Consider the following 21,832-nt stretch of genomic DNA (forward strand, 5'->3'; position numbering starts at 1 on the left):
ACGACCTCGAGAGTCTTCAGGAACCACCATGAATACTCGTCCTGGTTTTCGCAGCAAGACACTCCCCGAATCGCAACGTGACATTCTCGGTATGATCGCGACCGATCATCATCTGGGCGACATACTCTGCGCCATCTGCCAGATGCACGACGCACAGGCCCCCGAAACCTTCTGTTCGATACTGCTCACTGATGCCGAGGGCAAACGCTTGCTGAGCGGCGCGGCGCCCAGCCTTCCGGTCGAATACAGTGACGCGATTCATGGAATGGCCATTGGTCCACAGGAAGGAACCTGCGGCACCGCTGCGTTCCGGCGCGAGCTTGTAGTCACCGAAGACATCGCCCGGGACCCCAACTGGGAGCGTTTCCGCAGCCTGGCGCTGGGGCATAACCTGCGTTCCTGCTGGTCGGTGCCTTTGCTCTCCCATCAGGGACGCGTGTTGGGTACATTTGCCCTGTACCAGAACCGCGTCCATGCGCCGGACGAGGCGCAGATTCAACGACTGGACCGCGCGGCCCAACTGGCAGTCATTGCGATTCGTCATGAGCGTGATGGCCAACGACTGGAGGAAAGCGAACAACGTTTTCGTTCATTGTTCACCTACAACCCCCACCCCGTGTTCTCCCTCGATCTGTTCGGCAATATCCAAAGTGTGAACGCAGCAGGCCTGAAGCTGAAACCGTACACCGCAACCGATTTCATTGGTCATCACTTTTCCCATCTGGTACTCGAAGAGGACCTGGAGCGGGTCAGTCAGCATTTTTCCGCAGCCCGCGCCGGAGAACCTCAGCGCTTCGAGGCACGGGTTCTCGACGAGAGTGACAATCTGCTGACCATGGACATCTCTAACCTGCCGATCATGGTCAACGGAGAAATCGTCGGGGTATTCGGCATTGCCCGGGACATCAGCGAGCAGAAGCATTACGAGCGCCAGTTGAGCTTCAACGCCAGCCATGACCGGCTGACCGGCTTGCTCAACCGTGTTTCGCTTGAAGAACGGCTTGTTCTGGATTGTCACATCAGTCGTCGGCGCAAGCGTCGTCTGGCGGTGATGTGCATTGATCTGGATGGATTCAAATCCATCAACGATTCGATCGGACACTACTTCGGCGATCAGGTGCTGATTGAGGTGGCGCAGCGTATGACCCAGCAGATTCGTCCCGGCGATACCATCGTGCGCATGGGCGGTGATGAATTTATCGTTCTGCTGCCGGACTTGCTTCGTGATGAGGACGTTGTACCGGTGGCCGAGCGGTTGATGGCCAGCATTGGCAGACCCTACTGCATCCAGGGCATTGACCTGCACGTGAGTGCAAGTGTCGGCATCACCCTGAGCGATGGTCACATCGAGCAGCCGATGCAGCTGATCCAGCAGGCTGACATGGCCATGTACAAAGCCAAGCAGCAAGGGCGCAACAACTTTCAGTGGTACACCAGTGATCTTAATCAGCGCGTTTGCGAGCACGCGAGCCTGCGCAATGACCTGCAAAAGGCTATCGAAACCCAGTCGCTCAAGCTGCATTATCAACCGCAGATAGAAGCGCGCACGGGTCGGGTGGTCGGGATCGAAGCGTTGCTGCGCTGGGAGCATCCGGAAAAAGGCTTTATCTCCCCCGCGGTGTTTGTGCCGGTGGCAGAGGACAGTGGGCAGATCATCCCGCTGAGCCTTTGGGTACTCGATACGGCCTGCGCGCAGCTGCGACAGCTAGGCGAGCAGGGCATCACGAGCATCTCGATGGCCGTGAATATTTCGCCGATGCATTTTCAGCGTGGCCAGTTCGTCCAGTGTGTCCAAGCCACCCTGGAGAAACATGGTCTGCGTGGTGAGCAGTTGGAGCTGGAGATCACCGAGTCGCTGCTGTTGCATAACGCTGAACAGGCGATCGACACGTTGCACCGGCTCAAGGCGTTGGGGGTGCGCATTGCGCTCGATGATTTTGGCACCGGTTTTTCCAGCCTCAGTTACCTCAAGTGTTTGCCCATCGACAAGATCAAGATTGACCGCTCGTTCATCCAGGAAATCGCTACCGATCCTCACGATGCAGCGATCACCCAAGGCATTATTTCCATGGCCCATCACCTCAGCCTGACGGTGGTCGCCGAAGGCGTGGAAACGGCGTCCCAGGTGGATTTCCTGAAGGGCAGCCGCTGCGATATTTTTCAGGGGTATTACTTCGCCAAACCGATGCCCTATGCAGAAATCGAAGCGTTCCTGAGCCATCCCGCGTCCCATCCCTGACCGGCCATTCTGTCGGTCCCAGTCCTGAAAATCAGACGCTAAGGCAAATTTTCAGACCCCAACGCAGAACTCCCTCCCCCCAGGCAAGGCGCTCCCGGCGCCTTTCTCACACACTCGGCTCTAACGCTATCGCGCTGCACAACAACAAGAGCCGCGAAAAAATGACTAGTTTCCAACCTGCTACCGAAAGCCAGACCGGCCACATCGGCGCCCGTCAGACCCGTGTCGAGGACGCCGCCTTGTTGCGCGGCCTCGGCTGCTATGCCGATGACGCTGCGATCCCTCCGGGAACGCTGCACGCGGCGATCATCCGTTCACCCCACGCTCATGCGCGGATCACCTCGGTGGACTTTTCCCGTGCGCTGCTGATGAAAGGCGTGCATGGCGTGCTGGTCGGCGAAGACGTCAAACGCTGGGCGCTGCCGTTCCCGGTGGGTGTGCGTCAGCCGATGGAGCACTGGTGCGTCGCCGTTGACAAGGTGCGTTACGTCGGGGAGCCGGTGGCCGTGGTGATCGCTGAGAGCCGCTATCTGGCCGAAGACGCCATCGAAGGGGTGCGCGTTGAATACGAGCCGCTGCCCCCAATCATCGACCCGGAACTGGCCACTGCCGAACAGGCGCCGGTCCTGCACGAAGCAGTCGGCAGCAACGTGGTCAACGAACGGCACTTTCGTTATGGCGAGCCGGAGCAGGCCTTCGAGCAGGCGCCGCACAAGGTCTCGCTCAAAGTGAAGTTTCCGCGCAGTTCCTGCACACCCATTGAATGCTATGTGGTGCTGGCTCAGTACGAGCGCGCAACCGGCATTTATGACGTGCTGGCCAATTTTCAGGGCCCTTATGCGTTGCACACGGTCATGGCCAGGGCACTGAATGTGCCCGGTAACCGCTTGCGTTTACGCACACCGAAAGATTCCGGCGGCAGCTTTGGCATCAAGCAAGGGGTTTTCCCTTACGTGGTGATGATGGGGCTGGCGTCACGCAAGGTCGGTGCACCGGTGAAGTGGGTCGAGGACCGTCTGGAACATCTTCAGGGGGCTTCTTCGGCGACCAATCGGGTGACCGAAATTGAAGCAGCGGTAGAAGCGGATGGCCGTATCACCGCTTTGCGTTATGACCAGATCGACGATTGTGGTGCCTACCTGAGAGCGCCTGAACCGGCGACTTTCTACCGCATGCACGGCAACCTGACGGGTGCCTACGCGATCCGCAATTTGCAAGTGCGCAACCGAGTGGTGCTGACCAACAAAACGCCTTCCGGCCTGAACCGTGGTTTCGGTGGCCCACAGGTGTATTTCGCCCTTGAACGGTTGCTGCAACACATCGCCGTGCAGTTGAAGCTTGATCCGTTGGATGTGATCCGCCGCAACCTGGTGCCGGCCGATGCCTTCCCTTATCGCGCGGCTGCCGGTGCGTTGCTCGATTCCGGCAACTACCAGGCTGGCATTGCCTTGGCGGCGGCTGATGGCGGTCTCGACGAGTTGCTCAAACGTCGTGATCAGGCGCGTGCCGAAGGCCGGATCTATGGCATTGGTTATGCCGCTGTCATCGAACCGTCGATTTCCAACATGGGCTACATCACCACTGCGATGACACCCGAAGAGCGGCGCAAGGCCGGTCCGAAAAACGGCGCTGTCGCCACCGCAACCATCAACGTCGGCCCGTTGGGTGACGTCAGTGTGCATGTGTCCTCGGCACCGCAAGGGCAGGGCCATCAAACCACCGTCGCTCAAGTCGTCGCCGAAGTGCTTGGGGTTGCGCTGGAATCCATCGTGGTCAACGTTGAACTGGATACCCAGAAGGACGCTTGGTCGATTGCCTCGGGCAACTATTCCAGCCGCTTCGCCGGTGCTGTGGCCGGTGCCGTTTACAAGGCGGCGCTGAAGATCCGCGAGCGTCTCGCCGCGATTGCCGCCGAGCAATTGCGGGCCAGTCCCGAAGATATTCGTTTCGCGGGCGGCAAGATTTTTGTGGTCAATGGCGGGGCGATGGCGCCTTTCCATCGGATTGCGGGTGCGACCCACTGGTCGCCGGGCCTGCTGCCGGAAGGTGAAAGTGGCGGCCTGCGCGAAACCGCCTTCTGGAGCCCGCCGCAGTTGGTGGCACCGGACGACCAGGATCAGGTCAATAGCTCGCTGTGCTACGGCTTTGTCTTCGACATCTGTGGTCTGGAAATCGACCGCATGACCGGCGAGATCCACATCGATCGCTACGTCACCTGCCATGACGCCGGCCGTCTGCTCAACCCGGCACTGGTCGATGGCCAGATTCGTGGTGGCTTCACCCAAGGCCTCGGCGCGGCGCTGATGGAAGAGTTCGCCTATGGCGAGGACGGCAGCTTCCTCTCCGGGACCTTCGCTGATTATCTGGTGCCGACCGCACCGGAAGTGATCGAACCGATGATCCTGCACATGGAAACGCCATCGCCCTTCACCCCACTGGGCGCCAAGGGTGTGGGCGAGGGCAACAATATGAGCACGCCGGTGTGCGTCGCCAACGCGGTGGCCGACGCCCTCGGCCGCTCGGACATCCGTCTGCCACTGACGCCATCGAAAGTACGCACGCTGATCGGGATCGACGAGCCGCCACGGCCCGCCGGTATGGAGCCCGATGAAAACCTGGACGCAGTACCTGCCGGTGGACCGGCACTGCGGGCCAACGACTCGGTGGTGATTCCTGCTTCGCCGCAACAGGTCTTCGATACCTTGCTCGACCCGCAGACGCTGGCAGCGATCATTCCCGGTTGCCACGACCTCGTGCTTGAAGGCGAAAACCGTTACCGCGCAGACGTCACTGTCGGCGTCGGAATGATCCGTGCGCGCTTCGAGGCCAAGGTTGCCCTGAGTGATCTGGACCCGCCGCATTCGTTGCGTCTGTCCGGATCCGGCAGCAGTTCGATGGGCTCGGCCCAGGGCCAGGCCAAGGTGCGTTTCGTCGAACTGGAAAATGGCCACACGCGTCTGGAATACCAATACCAGGTGGCGGTCAGCGGCAAAGTCGCCGCGGTCGGCGGCCGAATGCTGCAAGGGGCCTCGAAAGTGATCATCGGACAAATATTTACTCGCCTGTCACAACGGGTTAGCGGCCAAGCCATCTCCACCGGCTGGTGGGCGCGATTGCGTGCCTCGCTTGGCGCGCTGTTTGGCAAGGGAGGTGCGCAATGAAACCGGCTGCTTTCGATTACGTTCGGGCTGACAACCGTCGTCAGGTGGTTGAGTTGCTCGCCGAGTACGGCCAGGAAGCTCGCATCATCGCCGGTGGCCAATCGCTGATGGCGGTGCTGAACATGCGCCTGGCTCAGCCCAAGTTGCTGATCGATATCAATCATGTGGCTGACCTGGCCTATATCGAACTGCGCAAGGATTGTCTGGCGGTAGGTGCCGGGGTACGACAGGCGCAGTTGCTGGCGCGTTCGACCCTGATGGACGAGGTGCCTTTATTGGCGCTGGCAATGCCTTGGATCGGTCACTTCCAGACGCGTAATCGCGGCACAGTCTGCGGTTCGGTGGCTCATGCCGACCCGAGCGCCGAGTTGCCGCTGTGCCTGGTGACGCTGGGTGGCGAGATCGTTCTGGAGTCGAAAAAAGGCAAGCGCATTGTCAAGGCTGCTGACTTCTTCCAAGGCATTCTCACCACCGACAAGCGTGCGGATGAACTGGTCGTCGAGGTGCGCTTTCCGCTCAAGCGCGAAGGCATTACCTATCGCTTCCGCGAGATCGCCATGCGCCACGGCGACTTTGCAATTGTCTCCCTGGCCGCAGCCATCGGCGCGGATCAGGTCGAACTGGGCATCGGCGGGGTCGCCGACCGTCCGCAACGTCGCAGCCTGCCTCGTGGTGCGGAGCTGCCGGACGCGCTCAATCAAACCGCCTGGTCGCTCGATGCACAAGACGATGTGCACGCCAGCGCTGCCTATCGCCGCCAACTGATTCGCGAGCTGGGTCACCAGCTGATCGAAGGAGTCTGAACATGCGTGTACCTGCCGACCAAACCTTTCCGATTCGCCTGGAACTCAACGGCCGCTCCCGCGAAGCGCTGGCTGAACCGCGGACCCAACTCTGCGACTTCCTGCGCCACGACCTCGGTGCCACCGGTGTCCATGTCGGATGCGAACACGGTGTCTGCGGTGCCTGCACGGTGCTGGTGGACGGAGTCGCCATGCGTTCCTGCCTGATGCTCGCGGTACAGGGGCACGAGCGGCGTATCGAGACCGTCGAGTCGCTGGCTGACGACGACACTCTGAGCGACCTGCAACAAGCCTTTCGCCGTCATCACGCCTTGCAGTGCGGCTTTTGCACTGCGGGCATTCTCATGTCCTGCGTGGATTTTCTCGAGCGGGTACCCAACCCGGACGAGACCCAGGTACGCGACATGCTTTCAGGGCATCTATGTCGCTGCACGGGGTACACCGGCATCGTCCAGGCCGTGCTTGAAGTCGCTGCCCAGCGCCAAACGAACAAAGGGGTAAAACAATAATGTTCGATCTCGGACGCAGTTTCCTCGCTGCCGTTGAACGCCGACCGCATGCCGTGGCGGTCAGTGACGGTGCGTTGAAGAAAACCTATGAAGACTGGTTCGTCGATATCCAGAGCGCCGCCTGGGGCTTGCAATGCCTTGGGCTGCAACGCGGTGACCGACTGCTGGTAGTGATGCAAAACCGCTGGCAGATGGCAACCCTGCATTGGGCCTGTCAGTTTGCGGGCATCGTCATGACCCCGTTGAACTGGCGTTCGACTGCCGAGGAACTGGGCTACTGCATCGAAGACGCGCAAATCCGTGCAGTGGCTTACGACGACGCGACCGTGACCGCCGTGGCCGGTTGCAGCGCCGCCACAAGGCTGCCACGGATCGCCACCGGTCTGCGTGCCGCCAACACCGACCTGAGTTTCGAGGAACTGTGTTCGCAGACCCCCTCCGGCATCATTTTGCAGGCCGACGCCGAAGACTTTTCACTGCTGCTGTACACCTCCGGAACCACCAGCAAGCCCAAAGGCGTGCCGCGTCGGCACCGTAGTGAACGCGCCGCGGCGGTTGCCCACGTAGCGCAAAACCTCTACCGCCAGGGCGAGTGCACGCTGGGTGTCATGCCGCTTTACCACACCATGGGCGTGCGTTCGTTGCTGTCCATGGCGCTGATCGACGGGCATTTCGTCTGTGTGCCGAAGTTCGATGTGGAGGCCACGCTGCAGGCCATCGAGCGGGAAAAGGTCAGCAACCTGTACCTGGTGCCGACGCTCTACCACATGCTCATCGAACACCCGGCCTTTACCCGCGAGCGAGTCGCCAGTGTGGAGAAAATCGGCTTTGCCGGTGCACCGATGAGCGACGGTTTGATGCGTCGCGTCGAGCGGGCATTTCAGCCGCAATTGTTCGTCAATCATTACGGCAGCTCGGAGATCTACACCTTTACCATCGACCAGCAAGCCAACCTCAAGCCCGGTTCGTCAGGGCGCAGTGCAATGAACCAGCGCGTGCGCGTGGTGCCGATCGATGCCGAAACGGTGGACGTACAGGTCAACCCATTGGAGGAGGGCCAGATCATCGCCGACCTGGCGAGTGACGAGGCGTTCGAAGGCTACCTGAACCGTCCCGAAGCGACCGCCAAGGCATTGCGTGACGGATGGTATTTCACCGGTGACATCGGCTACTTCGATCTGGAGGGCGATCTGTTCGTCACGGGGCGTGTCGATGACTTGATCATCACCGGCGGCGAAAACGTCAGTCCGGCAGAAATCGAAAACATGCTCTCCCTGCACCCGGCAGTGGAAGAGGTGGTGGTGGTCGGTCTGCCCGACGAGCAGTGGGGCAAGATCATCGCCGCGTTTATCAAGCTGCGCGCCGACGTCTCTGAAGGCGACCTTGATGCCCATTGCATCGCTTCGGGCCTGGCCAAATTCAAGCGGCCACGGCGTTACCAGTTCATCGATCAGATTCCCAAATCTCCAGTCGGCAAGGTGCTGCGGCGCGTGCTGCTGGCCCAATTCCAGGAACAGGCCTTGAAGGCCATCAGCTAATCATCCAGAGGAAACTCTCATGCAACAGCAAGCGATCCAGCAATTTCTCGACACTCAGTTCGATGGCTTCCAGGTTGAAGTCGATGTGTCCCGCGAGCGCGCCGACATCATCCTCAACCGCGCACCGTTGAACGTCATTTCCATGGGGCAGCGTGATGAACTGCGCCAGGTCTTCGAAGCCCTCGATGCACACAAAGGCGTGCGCGTCATCGTGCTGCGCTCGGTGGGCGAACACTTCTCCAGCGGTGGCGACATCAAGGGCTTCCTCGAAGCGTCGCCAGAGCACGTTTCGAAACTGGCCTGGAACGTCGCGGCACCGGCACGTTGCGAAAAACCGGTGATCGTGGCCAACCGGGGTTACACCTTCGGCGTCGGTTTCGAACTGTCCCTGGCCTGCGATTTCCGCATTGCTTCGCAAACCACTCGCTACGCCTTGCCTGAGCAGAACCTCGGTCAGATCCCGGGCTCGGGTGGCTCTGCGCGCCTGCAGAAAATCATCGGCATCACCCGCACCAAACACATGGTAATGCGCGCCAAACGCATCACCGGCGACCAGGCCTACGCCTGGGGTATCGCAACCGAGGTCGTGCCGGATACCGAACTGGAAAGCACCGTCGATGCGTTGGTCGATGAACTGCGACGCTTCTCGCCGTTGGCTCAGCGCACGGCGAAAAAACTGATCAACGACAACGAAGATGCGCCGCTGACGGTCGCGATTGAAATGGAAGGTCACTGCTACAGCCGTCTGCGTAGCTCCAAGGACTTCAAGGAAGGCGTCGAAGCGTTTCACAGCAAGCGTGCGGCCGTGTTCATCGGCGAATAAATGCGTACCGGCGAGCAGGCCCGGGAGTATGTCGGTAGCGGCGTACACCCCTACGGAGCGGGGCCTGCCGCTCCTTCAATGCAACTGGAAGGGCACATCAAGGTATCACCGCTGACCTGCTGATTCCCCGCAACCCGCCCACCGGGATGCAGAACGTTTCGATTCACCGTTTGTGTGAGGCAACCATGACTACGACAACAACAATAACTGCACCACCTAACAGCGCCGCTATCGATACACCACAGATTCCACCGGGCAAGGCCTTGCTCGCGGCATTTGCCTCGACATTCGGCTGGGCGCTGGATTTGTTTGACCTGTTCATTCTGCTCTATGTGGCGCCGATCATCGGCCGCCTGTTCTTCCCCTCGGACACCCCGACACTGTCGCTGGCCGCAGTCTATGCCTCGTTCGCCGTGGCCTTGCTGGTGCGTCCCCTGGGCTCGGCGATCTTTGGCGCATATGCCGACAAACACGGCCGCAAGCGTGCGTTGATGGTGTCGATGGTCGGCGTCGGTATTTCAACGGCACTGTTTGGCGCGTTGCCGACCATTCATCAGGTCGGCATATTGGCCCCGATACTGTTTTTGGTCTTGCGGGTGATTCAGGGCATTTTCGTGGGCGGCATCGTTGCCTCCACTCACACCATCGGCACCGAATCCATCTCGCCGCGCTATCGCGGCTTGATGTCCGGGTTGATCGGTGGCGCCGGTGCCGGCATGGGCGCGCTGTTGGCGTCATTCACCTATCTGGTGTTGTCAGAGATCTTTCCCGGGGAGGAATTTGACGTCTGGGGCTGGCGCTTCATGTTCTTCTGCGGCCTGCTCAGCACATTGTTCGGTCTGGTGATGTTCCGTTACCTGGAAGAGACCCCGGTCTGGCAGCAACTGCAACAAGCGCGTAAAACCAAGGGGCCGGCAGTAGTTGTCGTGTCGCCGCTCAAGCGTCTGTTCGGTCGCGAGTACCGCGGCGTGATGCTGGTCAATCTGCTGATTACGTTCGGAGGCGGTGCCACGTATTACCTGGCCTGCGGTTATCTGCCGACATTGCTCAACGTGGTCGCCAAAGTGCCTCATGCGCAGACTTCGCAGCTGCTCATGTACGGGTCGGTGGCAACCATTGTCGGAGCACTGGCCTTCGGTTACCTGAGTGACCTGATCGGTCGCAAGAAGACTTTCCTGCTGCTGGGTGTGATCAACCTGGTGAGCCTGCCGATGATGTTCCTTGGTGTCGCCGAATCGGGTTCGCTGACCCGTACTGCGCTGTATTGCGTGGGCATAGGCTTCATAGGTGGGGCGATCATCGCGCCGATTCTGATCTTTCTCAACGAACGCTTTGCCACCGAGCTGCGAGCCAGCGGCACCGGATTGTCCTGGAACATCGGTTTCGCCCTCGGCGGAACCATGCCGACCTTTGTGTCCCTGGTCAGCGGCAGCCCGGCGCAGATCCCCATGGTGTTGGCGATTTTCGCTGCCGGTCTGTCGGTGATCTATCTGATTGGCAGCGTGGTGATTCCAGAAACCCAAGGCAATTTCAAATAATGCCGGGGAGGTGCTCCAGGAACTCGCAGATCAGCCGCAAAGTCCGCTCGGGCGCTTCGGTTTGGGGAAAGTGCCGACAGTCATCCAGCAACACACAGCGGCACGGTCCAGGCACCTGTCGCTGGATGACCACCAGTTGCTCGGGCGTGGCGTAGTGGTCTTCGCGACCCTGAATGACCAGCAGCGGCTTTTCGATGTAAGCCAGCTGCGCTTCGAGATCGTCCAGGGAAAAGTCCGGGTGCAACCAACTGTCGCTCCAGCCGTGAAAAGCGCCATCGACATTGGTCCCGTGATGGCGTGCCAGGCGCTCGCGCAGTTCGCCCTGATGCCACACCTTAGTGGTATGGCGAATGCCGTCGAGGCTCTCAGCCTCGACAATCACGTGAGGCGCCAGTGCAATGCTGCCCAACACCCGTGGATCGTCGGTAGCGGCATAGGCAAGGACGATGGATGCGCCGTCACTGTGACCGAGCAAGACCACTTGCGGCAGTTGCAAGGCATCGAGCAGCTGCCGCAGTTCACGAGGGCCGTCGCTGCTCAGGTAGTTCAGCGGACGCGGCAGGGTTACCGGGCTCGATTGCCCATAACCCTGACGGCTGTAAGTGACTACACCGTAACCGCTGGCCTGGGCCAGGCGCTGGGGGAAGTCTTTCCATTGATCGGCGCTGCCGAGGCCTTCGTGCAACAGCACAAGCGTCGGTCGCGATGGGTCAGCCGCAGGAATTTGGCGATATTCCAGGCGCAGCGGCCCAAGTTGCAGAAATTGTTGTGGCGACATGTTGAATCAACGATTGAACAAGGTTGCTCGCAGGTTACCGTAAACGTAACCCTGCATGCAGCACCACGCTTTGCTTGAGGTACAGAAAACATGCGTCATCTCGATGTTCAGGTGATCGACCAGGCACTGCAATGGGCTCGCGAAGGGCAGGCCCAGTGGCTGTGCACAGTGCTGTCCACCTATGGCTCGGCGCCGCGTGCGCCGGGTGCGATGCTGGTGACCAATGGCACAGGCGAACACGTCGGCTCGCTGTCGGGTGGCTGCGTCGAGGAGGAGTTTCTCGAAAGCCTGACGCGCGGTGAGTTACGCGAACCGGCGCAGATCGTCAGTTATGGCGACAGCGTCGAGCAACGCCACCGTCTGCGATTGCCCTGTGGTGGCGTGCTGATCGTGCTGGTCGAGCACCGCGCTGCCAGTCTCGAATGGATCGCCCACCTGGAGAGTCTGCAAGCGGCGTTGCTCGGCCAGCGCCGTCTGATGCGTCACGTCGAGCTGAGCAGCGGTGCCTTGCGCCTGGACCCGGACACCGGACACGGCAGCGAGCGGGTGCAAGTCGTCGACGAAAGCGTGCGTATCAGCGTTGGCCCGGCGTTACGACTGATTCTGGCAGGGCTCTCGCCGGTCGCTGAAGTCTGCGCCGGTTTTGCCCGTGCCATCGGCTGCGAAGTCATCGCCTGCGATCCCCGGGAAGAGATGCTGCATATACATCTCGAAGGTGTGGAGATGCAACGTGTGCTGCCCTCAATGTTCATTGCCGCCGGAGGTTGCCATGCGGCGACCGCGGTGGTGGCGCTGACTCACGATCCGCGAATCGATGATCTGGCGCTGATGGAAGCGGTCCACACCCCGGCGTTTTACATCGGTGCCATGGGTTCTCAGGCAACCTCGGCCAAGCGCGCCGAGCGGCTCAAACGCATCGGTGGTCTGACGGATGAACAGATTGCCCGTTTGCACATGCCCATCGGCCTGGATCTGGGCAGCAAGGCCCCGGCGGAAATCGCTCTGGCGGTGGTGGCCGATATCCTGCGCGTTTATCACGGGAAAGAACGCCATGCCTTGTAAGGCGGTTTTTCCGACGAGTGTAGGGGCTGCGAAAGTCGAGGTAGACGCTCGGTCATTCGCGCGCGATAGTGGCCAGCCACGTGTTGCTGAACCATTGAGTGACCGTCGGGGTTGAGAAATAGATAGACGCCCCGATGATATGCATTGTGGTCGGTAACAATATCGCTTCTAGCGAGCGGAGGAATCTGATGTCGATTGCCCAACGGGTTTTCCACGGCAGGTTTGGACGGGTCGCCTTGCTGAATATGGATCGTTCGCTGGTCACCCACACCCATTCCGAATGCCATGTCCTGGTTAAAGTGTCCGGTGAAGACACTTACTTCAACGTCAACGGTCGGCGGGTTCCGCTCAGCGATCGCACGGCGGTGCTGGTCAACGCCTGGGAGCCGCATTTCTACGATCCGCAGCCGGGCGCCGGTGCCACCCTGATCCTTGCGCTCTACATCGAGCCCGCCTGGCTAGCCACTGCCCAGCAGTCGCTGGCGCTCAGCGGTCGGCCGGACTTTTTTGCCCGGTCGTGCATCGAGCTGTCGAGTCGTAATCGCACCTTGGCCGACATCCTGGTCGCCGAAGCGCATGGCTGCGGGATCGTGCCGAAAGAACGCATGGAATTCATGCTGTTCGACTTCCTGATCGAACTGATCGAGGACTTTTCCAGTTGGCGGCATTTGTCGATGCTGGGTGCGCCGAACTCAGGTGAGTTCCGGGACGCGCGCGTGCGCCGTGGCACCGCCTGGTTGCTTGAGCACCTCGATGATCCGACCCCGATCGACAACGCCGCGCGGGCTTGTGGACTGTCTCGGGCGCACTTCTTTGCGCTGTTCAAGAAAGATACCGGCATGACCCCGACCTTGCTGCTGAACGACGCGCGCATGCGCCGGGCTTTTACTTGGCTGGAGCGTGAGCGCAGTGGAACGTTGGGCCTGTTGTCGGAGAACCTCGGGTTCTCCGAGCAAGGTCATTTCACACGGTTTTTCCGCCAGCACATCGGAGCTTCTCCCAGCCAGTATCGGCGTGTAGTGGATTGTTATGCGACGGTTTGAACCGAGAGGAGGGCGGGGGTATTGGGCAATACTCCCGCCGATGAAGTTAGTCTTTCAACTTGAAGCTGACGGCTTTTATAGGCTACGTAAGTTGTAACATCTATTAATTGTCCAGAAAGTCATAAATCTCTTTCATGCGTTCTTCGCGCATCAACTCAAGTTCTTCCTTGGTTTCGGCCACCCACTGCAGGATAAAGTCCCAGCAATCGCAGCCGTGCGCGTCGGCTTCTGCTTCAAATGCTTCTTTCAGAAATTTAAGGCGATATTCTTCCGGCGAGAGCCCACAGTTTTCAGCGAGGCTGTAGTTCAGCTCGCTGAGTTCAAGTTGGATCCATAAGTTGGCGTCCAGAAACTTTTTCAGGGCGAGTTCGGCTCTAAGTTCTTTTGCGATCATGAATGCTCTCTTGTGGAATGCAATAAGTAGCTGGTTGTTCGAGGTCGGCCCAGCGATAAATCGGACTGTGTCAATTTCCTGCCATCATCCATCCTCGAACGCCATGACTTTCACTCAACTCTTTCACGACGCGAGCCGCGTCCTGCTTTTGTTTATACGGGCCGATGACGACAAAGTTGTTTTCTTTACGCGCTACCGGCAACTCCAACTGTTGAATGGCTTTTACTGCGCGATGGCGACTGGGTGTGTTCAATGCAATTTCGACCACCCAAACGCCGGATGAAGGCGTGGTTGAAGCTTCTTTTTTAGGGTGGAGAATATAGCCGCCGCATGTCAAGCACGGGCGTTCCAGCGTGATTAGCGAGCCTGGAATGGTACGAAAGACATGCCATTGCGTATGAATGGTTTTTTTACGAGCGAAGAGTGCCAAGAGCAGGCCGGTGAAAGCAATCAGACCGCTTAGAATAATTGTCCATTTGTGTGCCTGTGTGGGCAATGAAGGCAGCGTAAGTACTGTAGTTTCATCTGGCTTTTCCATCAAAAACTGTACGGCCTCAGCCTCCGTTGAGTCGGGTATGCGGGATTCGTTTTTCGCAAGGTGCGCGAGCCCGTCGGAATCTTTTGCACTGAGCTCTGCCGCAACTTTATTTGCGGTGTCATCGAATAGTTGTTCGAACTTTGTCACTTTTTGCTGGATGTGTGAATTGTCGACGTTATTTTGACAAGTTTGTCCTGTGGACGTGTAGGTCCATAGTAGTGCTGATAGTTGCCCAAAAACGCCAGTTACCAGGAAGCCCAAGCCAAGCTTTCGCACGACACCATCTCCAAATCAAATGAATTGTTATTTGTCCCGTTTGTTCTGATAAAACAAGGTTCTATTTTTGATCCTGGGATGGTCTAGATTCTTGAGCGCGTCAGTGTGCCCAAGCGCCAAAACGAGTTGGCTGCTTTTTGTTGTTTTAAAGAACATCGGGCATGCACTTTATAGACTGTTGGTTGACGAAAAAGGCTCAGGTGATCAAAAAAAAGCCGTATCAGATGGATTTGATGAGGGCCAATTAAAACACTTATATTTAAGGTTAATATCGTGGCCAAAGTACCTGGCCAAAGATTCAAGCCAAGCCTGCGCGCTCGGTATAAATGAAAGGATTGTTAGCCGGCCCTTTACGGTACGGACGGGGAGAAGCAACTGAATTTTTTGTCACCCTTTCAAACGATGCCGGTGTGCTGCACTACACTTCAGGTGTCATTCCTACCCTGGAGAGTTCCTGGTGAACCCTCCAGATATTGTGCTTGGTCCTGAAAAAATTGCGGGACTGAGCGCTGAGCTTTAAAGCTCTACTCGACACGCCTGGCCGTGGACGCATTACCGGTCCTGATGTGGGATGAGGGTCAATGCCATGGCTGTTGAAGGCAATGCAGGTCAATTATTTGCTGTCGTCACTTTGCTTGCCGCCGCCGTGGTGGCAGTGCCGCTGCTCAAACGCATCGGGCTCGGCTCAGTGGTCGGTTACCTGGCGGCGGGGCTGATCATTGGCCCCTTCGGACTGCAACTGATCAATAACCCCCACACCATCATTGAGGTGGCCGAGCTGGGTGTGGCGATGTTTCTTTTTGTGATTGGACTGGAGATGAAACCCTCGCACCTATGGGATCTGCGTCGGCAGATCTTTGGGCTGGGCAGCCTGCAGGTGGTGGTCTGTGCTGTTCTGCTCACTTTTGTCGGCATGGCTTTTGGATTCCCTTGGCAGGTGTCATTTGTCTGCGCAGCGGGCTTTGTACTCACCTCCACGGCCCTGGTTATGCAAGTTCTCTCGGAACGCGGTGACATTACCGAGCCGAGAGGGCAGCACGTCAGCGCTCTGATTGACCAAGGTGTTCTGCAGACCACTGTGGGCGAGCACTTCGGTGCGATTAATGCGGCCAACATGCGTCGTGCCCATGCGCTGGTCGAGAGCGGCAAGGCCCGGGGCAAGATCGTTCTAGAAGGTTTCTGACTTCACTCCTCGGGCGGGCTCGCTTGCGGGCCTCTGAACCGCCTGCGGCATCACTGCCATTTTTTATGTCGCAGAGTGGACGATGAATCCGTCCAGTAACGTATTGGTTTCAGTTCGCTTCAGAACGAGGCTGTACTCCGAATTGCGCAACGATGTGAGTGCCCAGCTCCTCAATGACTTGCGCAGCAGGGCGCTTTCCGTATTTGAGATTCAGGATAACGTGGTCCACTCCGATTTCCTCAAGCGACTCCAGCAAAAACCGGAGATGGTAGTGTCCAAGTTTGAACCCCAAATGAATGCGAGTGGGTGGCGTGGACGGGTTCTCATCGAGGTCGATGTAAAGCGACTGAGTGAAGGGCTTATAGACGGAACCACATTGCTTCATGACCTCCATCCGCCAATCTTCCACGATCAGTCGCTGCATTTTCGGCGCGCGTGGATAGTTGATCCATCCGACGCTTTCGCGCGCGATCCAATCCAGTGACTGGCGGCTATGCCCGGTTACGAGCATTGGAATCACTTGGGTTGTGGGTTTCGGAATGAGGTCTGCGCCCCGCAGCTCACCACCGCTCCAGCGGATGGGTTCGAAGCTGGTGCTGTGGGCTCGGCGAATCACCTCGTAATGTTCTCGAAAGACTTCTCCGCGCCTTTCGGCATCGACGCCAAAAGCCGAAAATTCCACAGGGCGATCGCCGGAAGCTACCCCCAGAATCAAGCGACCTGCGCTCAACTGATCGATGCTGGCTGACGCCTTGGCCGTGTGCAGTGGATGGTGTAAAGGGATGGCAATGGATGCGGTGCCAAGCGTTATCTCTGACGTATGAGCGGCTATATAGCCCAGGTAAACCCAAGGGTCGAAGACTTGGCCGACATCGCCGAAGCCAGGGTCGCGAAGAGGCACATCGCGAAACCAGAGCGCGCAAAAGCCCAGCTCCTCGGCTCGTTTGGCCAATGCGACCTGGTTGAGCATGCTCGGAGTGTCCCCATCGAAGGCCTCCAAAGGAAAGAACAATCCCAGGCTCAAATGACCCGGAGTGAAGGTTCGGCTGAACCCTCGATGCTCCTGATAAGGAATCGTGCTCGGCCGATACATACTAATCTTCCTCAATGGGGAGAACGTGAACAGCGCCCCTGTTTCCAGAGGTGCTGCGGCATCGGTCGCTTGGGAACGACAGGTGGGGTAGTGGGTGCAATCTTTGCCCGTTGCGCCGTACATGCTGGTCGGGTCGACCGGAGTGAGGGGCCAGTTGCTGGCGATACGCGCGGGCAGGTCCGGATTGGCATTGAGCGGGCGGTCAAAATAAATCAGATCGTTCCAACCCGATACATCGCCTGAGCAAAAGCATGGGGACCATCCAACAAGCGTAGGCGGCATTGCGGGGGAACCGCCATGTTCGTCGTCCGTCTCGGTACCTGTCGCAGATGATTACACCGCAGTCTGGGCCTTGGGCGTCGTGATCGGCGCGCCGCGGGTTGCTATAGAGGACAGTCGTCAGGTCAGCCCGCTGAGCCTTTGGGTACTCGACCGACAATTGGGTCCGGCCCCAATCCTGAAATTCAGACGATAAGATAAATTTTCAGACTGCAACGCAGAACTCCATTTCCCTAGGCAAGGCACTCCCTGCGCCTTTCTCACACAATCCGCTCTATCGCTATCGCGTTGCATAACAGAAACAGGTGCGATGAGCGACTTTGGAACTTGCATTAACAATATTAACTTGATGCAGGAGGGGCGAGGCATCGTCGATTTCTCGTTTTGAGCAGGATGTTAAGAATAATAAAAAAACGCGCACCTGAAAATCTTGCGTTGCTTCTATTACTTTAAAATAACAAATGGAGCGCTATATAAATGAGTGGAAAAACAATAACTGCAAGTTCGGTGTTTCTTAGTATTACCCTGAGTGCCCAGGTGCATGCGGACTTCCTGAGTGATAGCAAAGCCACCTTGGGAATGAGAAACTTCTACTTCAATAACGACAACCGCGATGGCGTCGCCGCACCTTCCAAAACCGAAGAATGGGCGCAGGGTTTCATGTTGGACTTCAAATCGGGCTATACCGATGGCATGGTTGGCTTTGGTGTCGATGGCTTGGGGTTGCTGGGGGTTACCTTGGACAGCGGCAAAGGACGGCATGTCGGCAGCAGCATGATGCCTTCTGACAGTGACAACCGTGCCGTCGACGAGTGGAGCAGGCTGGGGCTGACCGGAAAAGTCAAAATGTCGAAAACTGAACTTCGCTACGGCACCTTGATTCCGAAACTCCCAATTCTGGTCGCCAACGATGGGCGCGTGCTTCCGCAAACCTTCGAGGGCGTTCAAATCACCTCGAGCGAGCTCAATAGCCTGACCTTGACTGGAGGTCGGATCGAACATGCAATAGGACGTGGTTCGAGCGATCAGACGGGGCTGGCCGTTGCTGGTGGTACGCGGGAAAGCAATCAGTTTGACTTCGCCGGGGGCGATTGGAAAGTCACCAAGGATCTGACAGCTCAGTACTACTACGCCAGCCTCGACAACTACTATACGCAGCATTTTATGGGATTAATTCACACCCTTGCCCTCTCGGACAATCAGTCCCTTAAAACCGACCTGCGCTATTTCAAAACTGACTCGTCAGGGGCAAATAGCTCCGGGACGTCAGGCTACAGAATGAGTGGCTACACCAAAAACGGTAGTGGAGAGATCGACAACCGTACCTGGAGTGCCGCGTTGATTTACACACTGGGTGGTCACGCGATTACTGCGGGGTACCAAAGTGTGTCGGATGGCAGCAACTTCACTCAACTCAGTCAGGGTAGCCTGGTAGACAAGGGCGCCGGTGGAGCAAGCCTGTATCTGTATACAGACCGCCTGATCCAAACTTTCACCCGTGCAGGCGAGCGCACAGCTTTCGGTCAGTATGCTTACGACTTCGCCGCTCTGGGTGTCCCTGGCCTGAAAGGCTCGGTCATGTACCTCTCCGGCGATAATATTAAAACTACGTCAGGCAACAACCAAAAGGAATGGGAAAGAGACATTAGTCTGGACTACGTCCTTCAATCCGGAGCGCTCAAAGGCGTCGGGTTCGGCTGGCGTAACGGCAAGTCCAACAGCGAAGCATCTCGAAACGTAGATCAGAATCGAGTTTTTGTAAGCTATAGCATTCCGCTTCTCTAGATAGTGGTGCGGGAAGTTTGATTTAACCAACGTCCGAACCCGTTATGGCAGACAAACGATTGTAAAGGGCGGGCCGGGATATCGGATGCTCATGATCGGCGCAGACCCGGAGTGCGACACGCCAGTCATGGTCAAGCTGGTCGTCGATGCCGAGGTAAGAGTGGTCCTTTTCTACCGGTCGGGTGCCATGCACCTCGGGCTGCATTTGATAGTGTCCATTCGAAGGCATACGATTGAGCTGGAAGGTGTCTACGTACAAGTTACAGATCCGCCACGGTGACACCACGCCGGAAGCGGTCAGCAGACCGGGAGGTGTTACTTGAAGCACACAACTGATACGCCCGCTAGCGTCATCACGACACTTACCTACCTGGTCAAGCACGATGCGAAGCCCTATGTGCATACCGAGGCTTTGACCGGTGACAGTGAACCGCACTACTTTGCCGAGCAGGAGGAGCGCGAGGTCACGATACACAACGGTCGTCCGTTGGCAGGCAGCCTGTCTCTGGACAAGCAGGGGTTTGAGCTCCATCGGCGGGATACGGTGGTCGACGACCTCTACGACGATGCCTTGGTGGAAAGCGTCTACTATGACGAGGTCAAGGCCTTGATCAAGGAGCTGACGGGCGCGAGCCGGGTCGTCATCTTCGACCACACCAGGCGCAGCGACGCCGAGGGGCGGGATATTCGCGGCCCAGCCAGCCGTGTGCATAATGACTACACCGAGCGCTCGGGTCCTGAGCGTATTCGCGACGTGCTGGGCCTGGATCAGGCCGCCGCACTGGTGTCGGTGGCCCAGATTAACCTCTGGCGCCCGATGAGCGGGCCCGTCAAGCGCTCGCCGCTGGCCGTGCTGGACGCCTCGACGCTTGACTCCAATGACCTGCTGGCCACCGACTTGGTCTATCCGGATCGTATCGGTGAGATCTACCACCTAGCCTACAATCCGCAACAGCGCTGGTACTATTTTCCGGACATGCGCCGTGACGAAGTCTTGCTGATCAAGGGGTATGACTCACGTCACGACGGCCGTGCCCGCTTCACGCCCCATACCGCCTTCAAAGACCCCAATACGCCGCCGGGAGCCCCGCCGCGCGAGAGTATCGAAGTTCGCACCCTGGCCTTCTTTGATTAGGTTTTTGCCGCTTGGCGCGGGCCTCCCGCCGCGCGGTGTTTCCCCCCCGTGCTTTACCAGGCGACCACCCGCTTCTCGTTGGTAGGGATGTATAGCGACTGGGTGAAGGGCTTGAACAGCTAACCACATTCGGCACGATCCGCAGTGCGCCAGTCCTCGACAATCAGCTGCTGAGTCTTTGGTGCGCGCGGATAGCTGATTCACCCGTGATATGGCTTAATTATAAAGATTCAACGATACCTGAAATTTAGGAAAACATAGCAGATCATGGTTGCTGTCAGGCCGACCAATATGTACTCGACGCGGGGTAGGAATATAACCAACCCACCTAGAGAAAACACGATCAAGGTGTTTTGTAGTATGTATTTTCTTATTTTAGGTACCGCTATGAAGTAGCCATATTGCTTGCCTAAGAAAAATAAAGCCATGCCGATGATTGACGTAATCTGGAAATCGCGCATCGCAATGTCATTCAAGATCGCATGCCTGATCAAATTTGCGAGAAGTGCTAGCCCCATAAATAGAAAAAGGTGCGAGTAGATTAAGGAGTGTCCACTCATACTACTTTCGTTTTTGCTCAGTAGGTAAAAGCTATCAAAATAGATCCACCAGATACTGCAAGTCATGATAAATCCGGTGATTGCCGCCATCACATTATAACGATCCCATTGAATGTCAGATAACCCTCCAGAAAGGCTAATTACCGACTCGCCCAATAAGATGAGGGTGAGTAAACCTAGTCGTTCAACCAAGTGTTCTGTATGTGCGGGCAATGGCTTTAGCTTACCCCAAGAAAATAGAGGGAGCAGAATGTCAAGTAAAATCCCAATGTAAGCGACAAAGTAACGCATAGGTGGGTCAAAAAGAATGGATGAAAGACTAACAACTGCGCTAACTAACAGGGCGAAGCCAAGCCTGGAGGAGAATTCGCTACGGTGATCGAATTTATTTATGGACGAAATGTACATAATACTGATGATGGCACGTATACCAAAATAGCAGGCAATGACAAGCGCATAGTTTACTTCCAATTCTTCCCCAATCCGTGCAGACAGCACAATGAGCAGCAACATTAAAAATAATGTTGCCAAGCGGTGAAGGTTACTGTCTGTATCAAACCTATTTGAGTAAATCGTGTGGCTGGACCAGATCCACCATAATGGAACAAAAAGCAGTAAAAATGTCCATAATTGCTCCTGTTCAAAGTGGCCGTGATGAAGATGTCCAAGAGTATGCGTAACCTTGCCAATTGCAACAACAAAAATCAGGTCAAAAAACAACTCTAACCATGTGGCGTGTCGATTTTTTTCATAATACTTCAAAGATTTCATTCGCTGCTGGCTCCGTGTGCACCTCTTTAATGTAGAAGGAAACTAACGGATAAGCGAACGGGTGGACGGGTATAGGCGTCAACCTTGGGGACGGTCGCAAAAACTGAGTGCAACACCTGACCTAGTCCACCACCACGTCTGTTCGTACGGTCAATACAGAATCCAGCGTGCCATCGGGCCGATAGCAACATTGCGCACGGGCGGACCTTAGCGGGCAACTGGGCTGCTGTTCCGCCAACCATTCATTCAGCGCCTCGACCAGGACACGCGCCTCGACTATGGAATCTTCCGAGCTGTCAAAAATTAACATCGCCATTTTTTATG

At 57.3% G+C, this 21,832-nt stretch carries 17 protein-coding genes; 12 read left to right on the top strand and 5 right to left on the bottom strand.

Annotation, left to right across the window (positions count from 1 at the left end; genetic code table 11):
• The first annotated feature begins 28 nt into the window (after positions 1-28).
• The 7 genes from FBY01_RS21595 to FBY01_RS21625 all read left to right on the top strand — a co-directional run bounded on the left by FBY01_RS21595 (position 29) and on the right by FBY01_RS21625 (position 10,611).
• Complete coding sequence (locus tag FBY01_RS21595; protein ID WP_145309401.1) at positions 29-2,239, top strand: bifunctional diguanylate cyclase/phosphodiesterase; 2,211 nt, start codon at positions 29-31, stop codon at positions 2,237-2,239.
• Positions 2,240-2,400: 161 nt separating this feature from the next.
• Complete coding sequence (locus tag FBY01_RS21600; protein ID WP_145309399.1) at positions 2,401-5,400, top strand: molybdopterin cofactor-binding domain-containing protein; 3,000 nt, start codon at positions 2,401-2,403, stop codon at positions 5,398-5,400.
• The gene (locus FBY01_RS21605; protein WP_084321445.1) at positions 5,397-6,203 is read left to right on the top strand and encodes a xanthine dehydrogenase family protein subunit M; all 807 of its coding nucleotides are present in this window, start codon (positions 5,397-5,399) and stop codon (positions 6,201-6,203) included. The genes FBY01_RS21600 and FBY01_RS21605 overlap by 4 nt, the downstream gene beginning before the upstream one ends.
• A gap of 2 nt (positions 6,204-6,205) precedes the next feature.
• Entirely contained in the window at positions 6,206-6,712 is a 507-nt protein-coding gene (locus FBY01_RS21610) for a (2Fe-2S)-binding protein (protein ID WP_145309397.1), read from the top strand.
• Entirely contained in the window at positions 6,712-8,250 is a 1,539-nt protein-coding gene (locus FBY01_RS21615) for an AMP-binding protein (RefSeq protein ID WP_145309395.1), read from the top strand. The genes FBY01_RS21610 and FBY01_RS21615 overlap by 1 nt, the downstream gene beginning before the upstream one ends.
• 19 nt (positions 8,251-8,269) lie before the next feature.
• Positions 8,270-9,073, top strand: coding sequence for an enoyl-CoA hydratase/isomerase family protein (locus tag FBY01_RS21620; RefSeq protein WP_064596713.1), 804 nt, complete (start codon positions 8,270-8,272; stop codon positions 9,071-9,073).
• Positions 9,074-9,258: 185 nt separating this feature from the next.
• Entirely contained in the window at positions 9,259-10,611 is a 1,353-nt protein-coding gene (locus tag FBY01_RS21625; RefSeq protein ID WP_145309393.1) for an MFS transporter, read from the top strand.
• On the opposite strand, the gene FBY01_RS21630 is transcribed toward FBY01_RS21625, so the two are convergent.
• Entirely contained in the window at positions 10,604-11,389 is a 786-nt protein-coding gene (locus tag FBY01_RS21630; protein WP_145309391.1) for an alpha/beta fold hydrolase, read from the bottom strand. The genes FBY01_RS21625 and FBY01_RS21630 overlap by 8 nt on opposite strands.
• 90 nt (positions 11,390-11,479) lie before the next feature.
• On the opposite strand from FBY01_RS21630, the gene FBY01_RS21635 reads away from it, so the two are divergent.
• Both FBY01_RS21635 and FBY01_RS21640 read left to right on the top strand, forming a co-directional pair.
• Entirely contained in the window at positions 11,480-12,451 is a 972-nt protein-coding gene (locus tag FBY01_RS21635; protein WP_145309389.1) for an XdhC family protein, read from the top strand.
• 188 nt (positions 12,452-12,639) lie between these two features.
• Entirely contained in the window at positions 12,640-13,494 is an 855-nt protein-coding gene (locus FBY01_RS21640) for an AraC family transcriptional regulator (RefSeq protein WP_010459419.1), read from the top strand.
• Between the two features lie 103 nt (positions 13,495-13,597).
• Here the strand turns inward: FBY01_RS21640 and FBY01_RS21645 are convergent, their stop codons facing one another.
• Together FBY01_RS21645 and FBY01_RS21650 are read right to left on the bottom strand one after the other, a co-directional pair.
• Complete coding sequence (locus FBY01_RS21645) at positions 13,598-13,888, bottom strand: DUF6388 family protein (protein WP_010459421.1); 291 nt, start codon at positions 13,886-13,888, stop codon at positions 13,598-13,600.
• 70 nt (positions 13,889-13,958) lie between these two features.
• On the bottom strand, positions 13,959-14,702 hold the full coding sequence (locus FBY01_RS21650) for an SPOR domain-containing protein (RefSeq protein ID WP_145309387.1): 744 nt from the start codon (positions 14,700-14,702) through the stop codon (positions 13,959-13,961).
• A gap of 586 nt (positions 14,703-15,288) precedes the next feature.
• Here FBY01_RS21650 and FBY01_RS21655 point away from each other — a divergent pair.
• On the top strand, positions 15,289-15,885 hold the full coding sequence (locus FBY01_RS21655) for a cation:proton antiporter (protein ID WP_145309385.1): 597 nt from the start codon (positions 15,289-15,291) through the stop codon (positions 15,883-15,885).
• 109 nt (positions 15,886-15,994) lie between these two features.
• Here the strand turns inward: FBY01_RS21655 and FBY01_RS21660 are convergent, their stop codons facing one another.
• Positions 15,995-16,978: an LLM class oxidoreductase gene (locus FBY01_RS21660; protein ID WP_145309532.1), complete on the bottom strand. Its 984-nt coding sequence runs from the start codon at positions 16,976-16,978 to the stop codon at positions 15,995-15,997.
• A 756-nt stretch (positions 16,979-17,734) separates the two neighbouring features.
• Here FBY01_RS21660 and FBY01_RS21665 point away from each other — a divergent pair.
• Positions 17,735-19,042 carry an OprD family porin gene (locus FBY01_RS21665; protein ID WP_145309383.1) on the top strand — a complete coding sequence of 436 codons (1,308 nt, stop codon included), beginning with the start codon at positions 17,735-17,737 and terminating at the stop codon, positions 19,040-19,042.
• Between the two features lie 319 nt (positions 19,043-19,361).
• Positions 19,362-20,177 carry a CmcJ/NvfI family oxidoreductase gene (locus tag FBY01_RS21675; protein WP_145309381.1) on the top strand — a complete coding sequence of 272 codons (816 nt, stop codon included), beginning with the start codon at positions 19,362-19,364 and terminating at the stop codon, positions 20,175-20,177.
• Between the two features lie 230 nt (positions 20,178-20,407).
• Here the strand turns inward: FBY01_RS21675 and FBY01_RS21685 are convergent, their stop codons facing one another.
• Entirely contained in the window at positions 20,408-21,508 is a 1,101-nt protein-coding gene (locus FBY01_RS21685; RefSeq protein WP_145309379.1) for a low temperature requirement protein A, read from the bottom strand.
• Positions 21,509-21,832: the final 324 nt, after the last annotated feature.

It is taken from the genome of Pseudomonas sp. SJZ077, assembly GCF_007993905.1.
Taxonomy (GTDB): domain Bacteria; phylum Pseudomonadota; class Gammaproteobacteria; order Pseudomonadales; family Pseudomonadaceae; genus Aquipseudomonas; species Aquipseudomonas mandelii.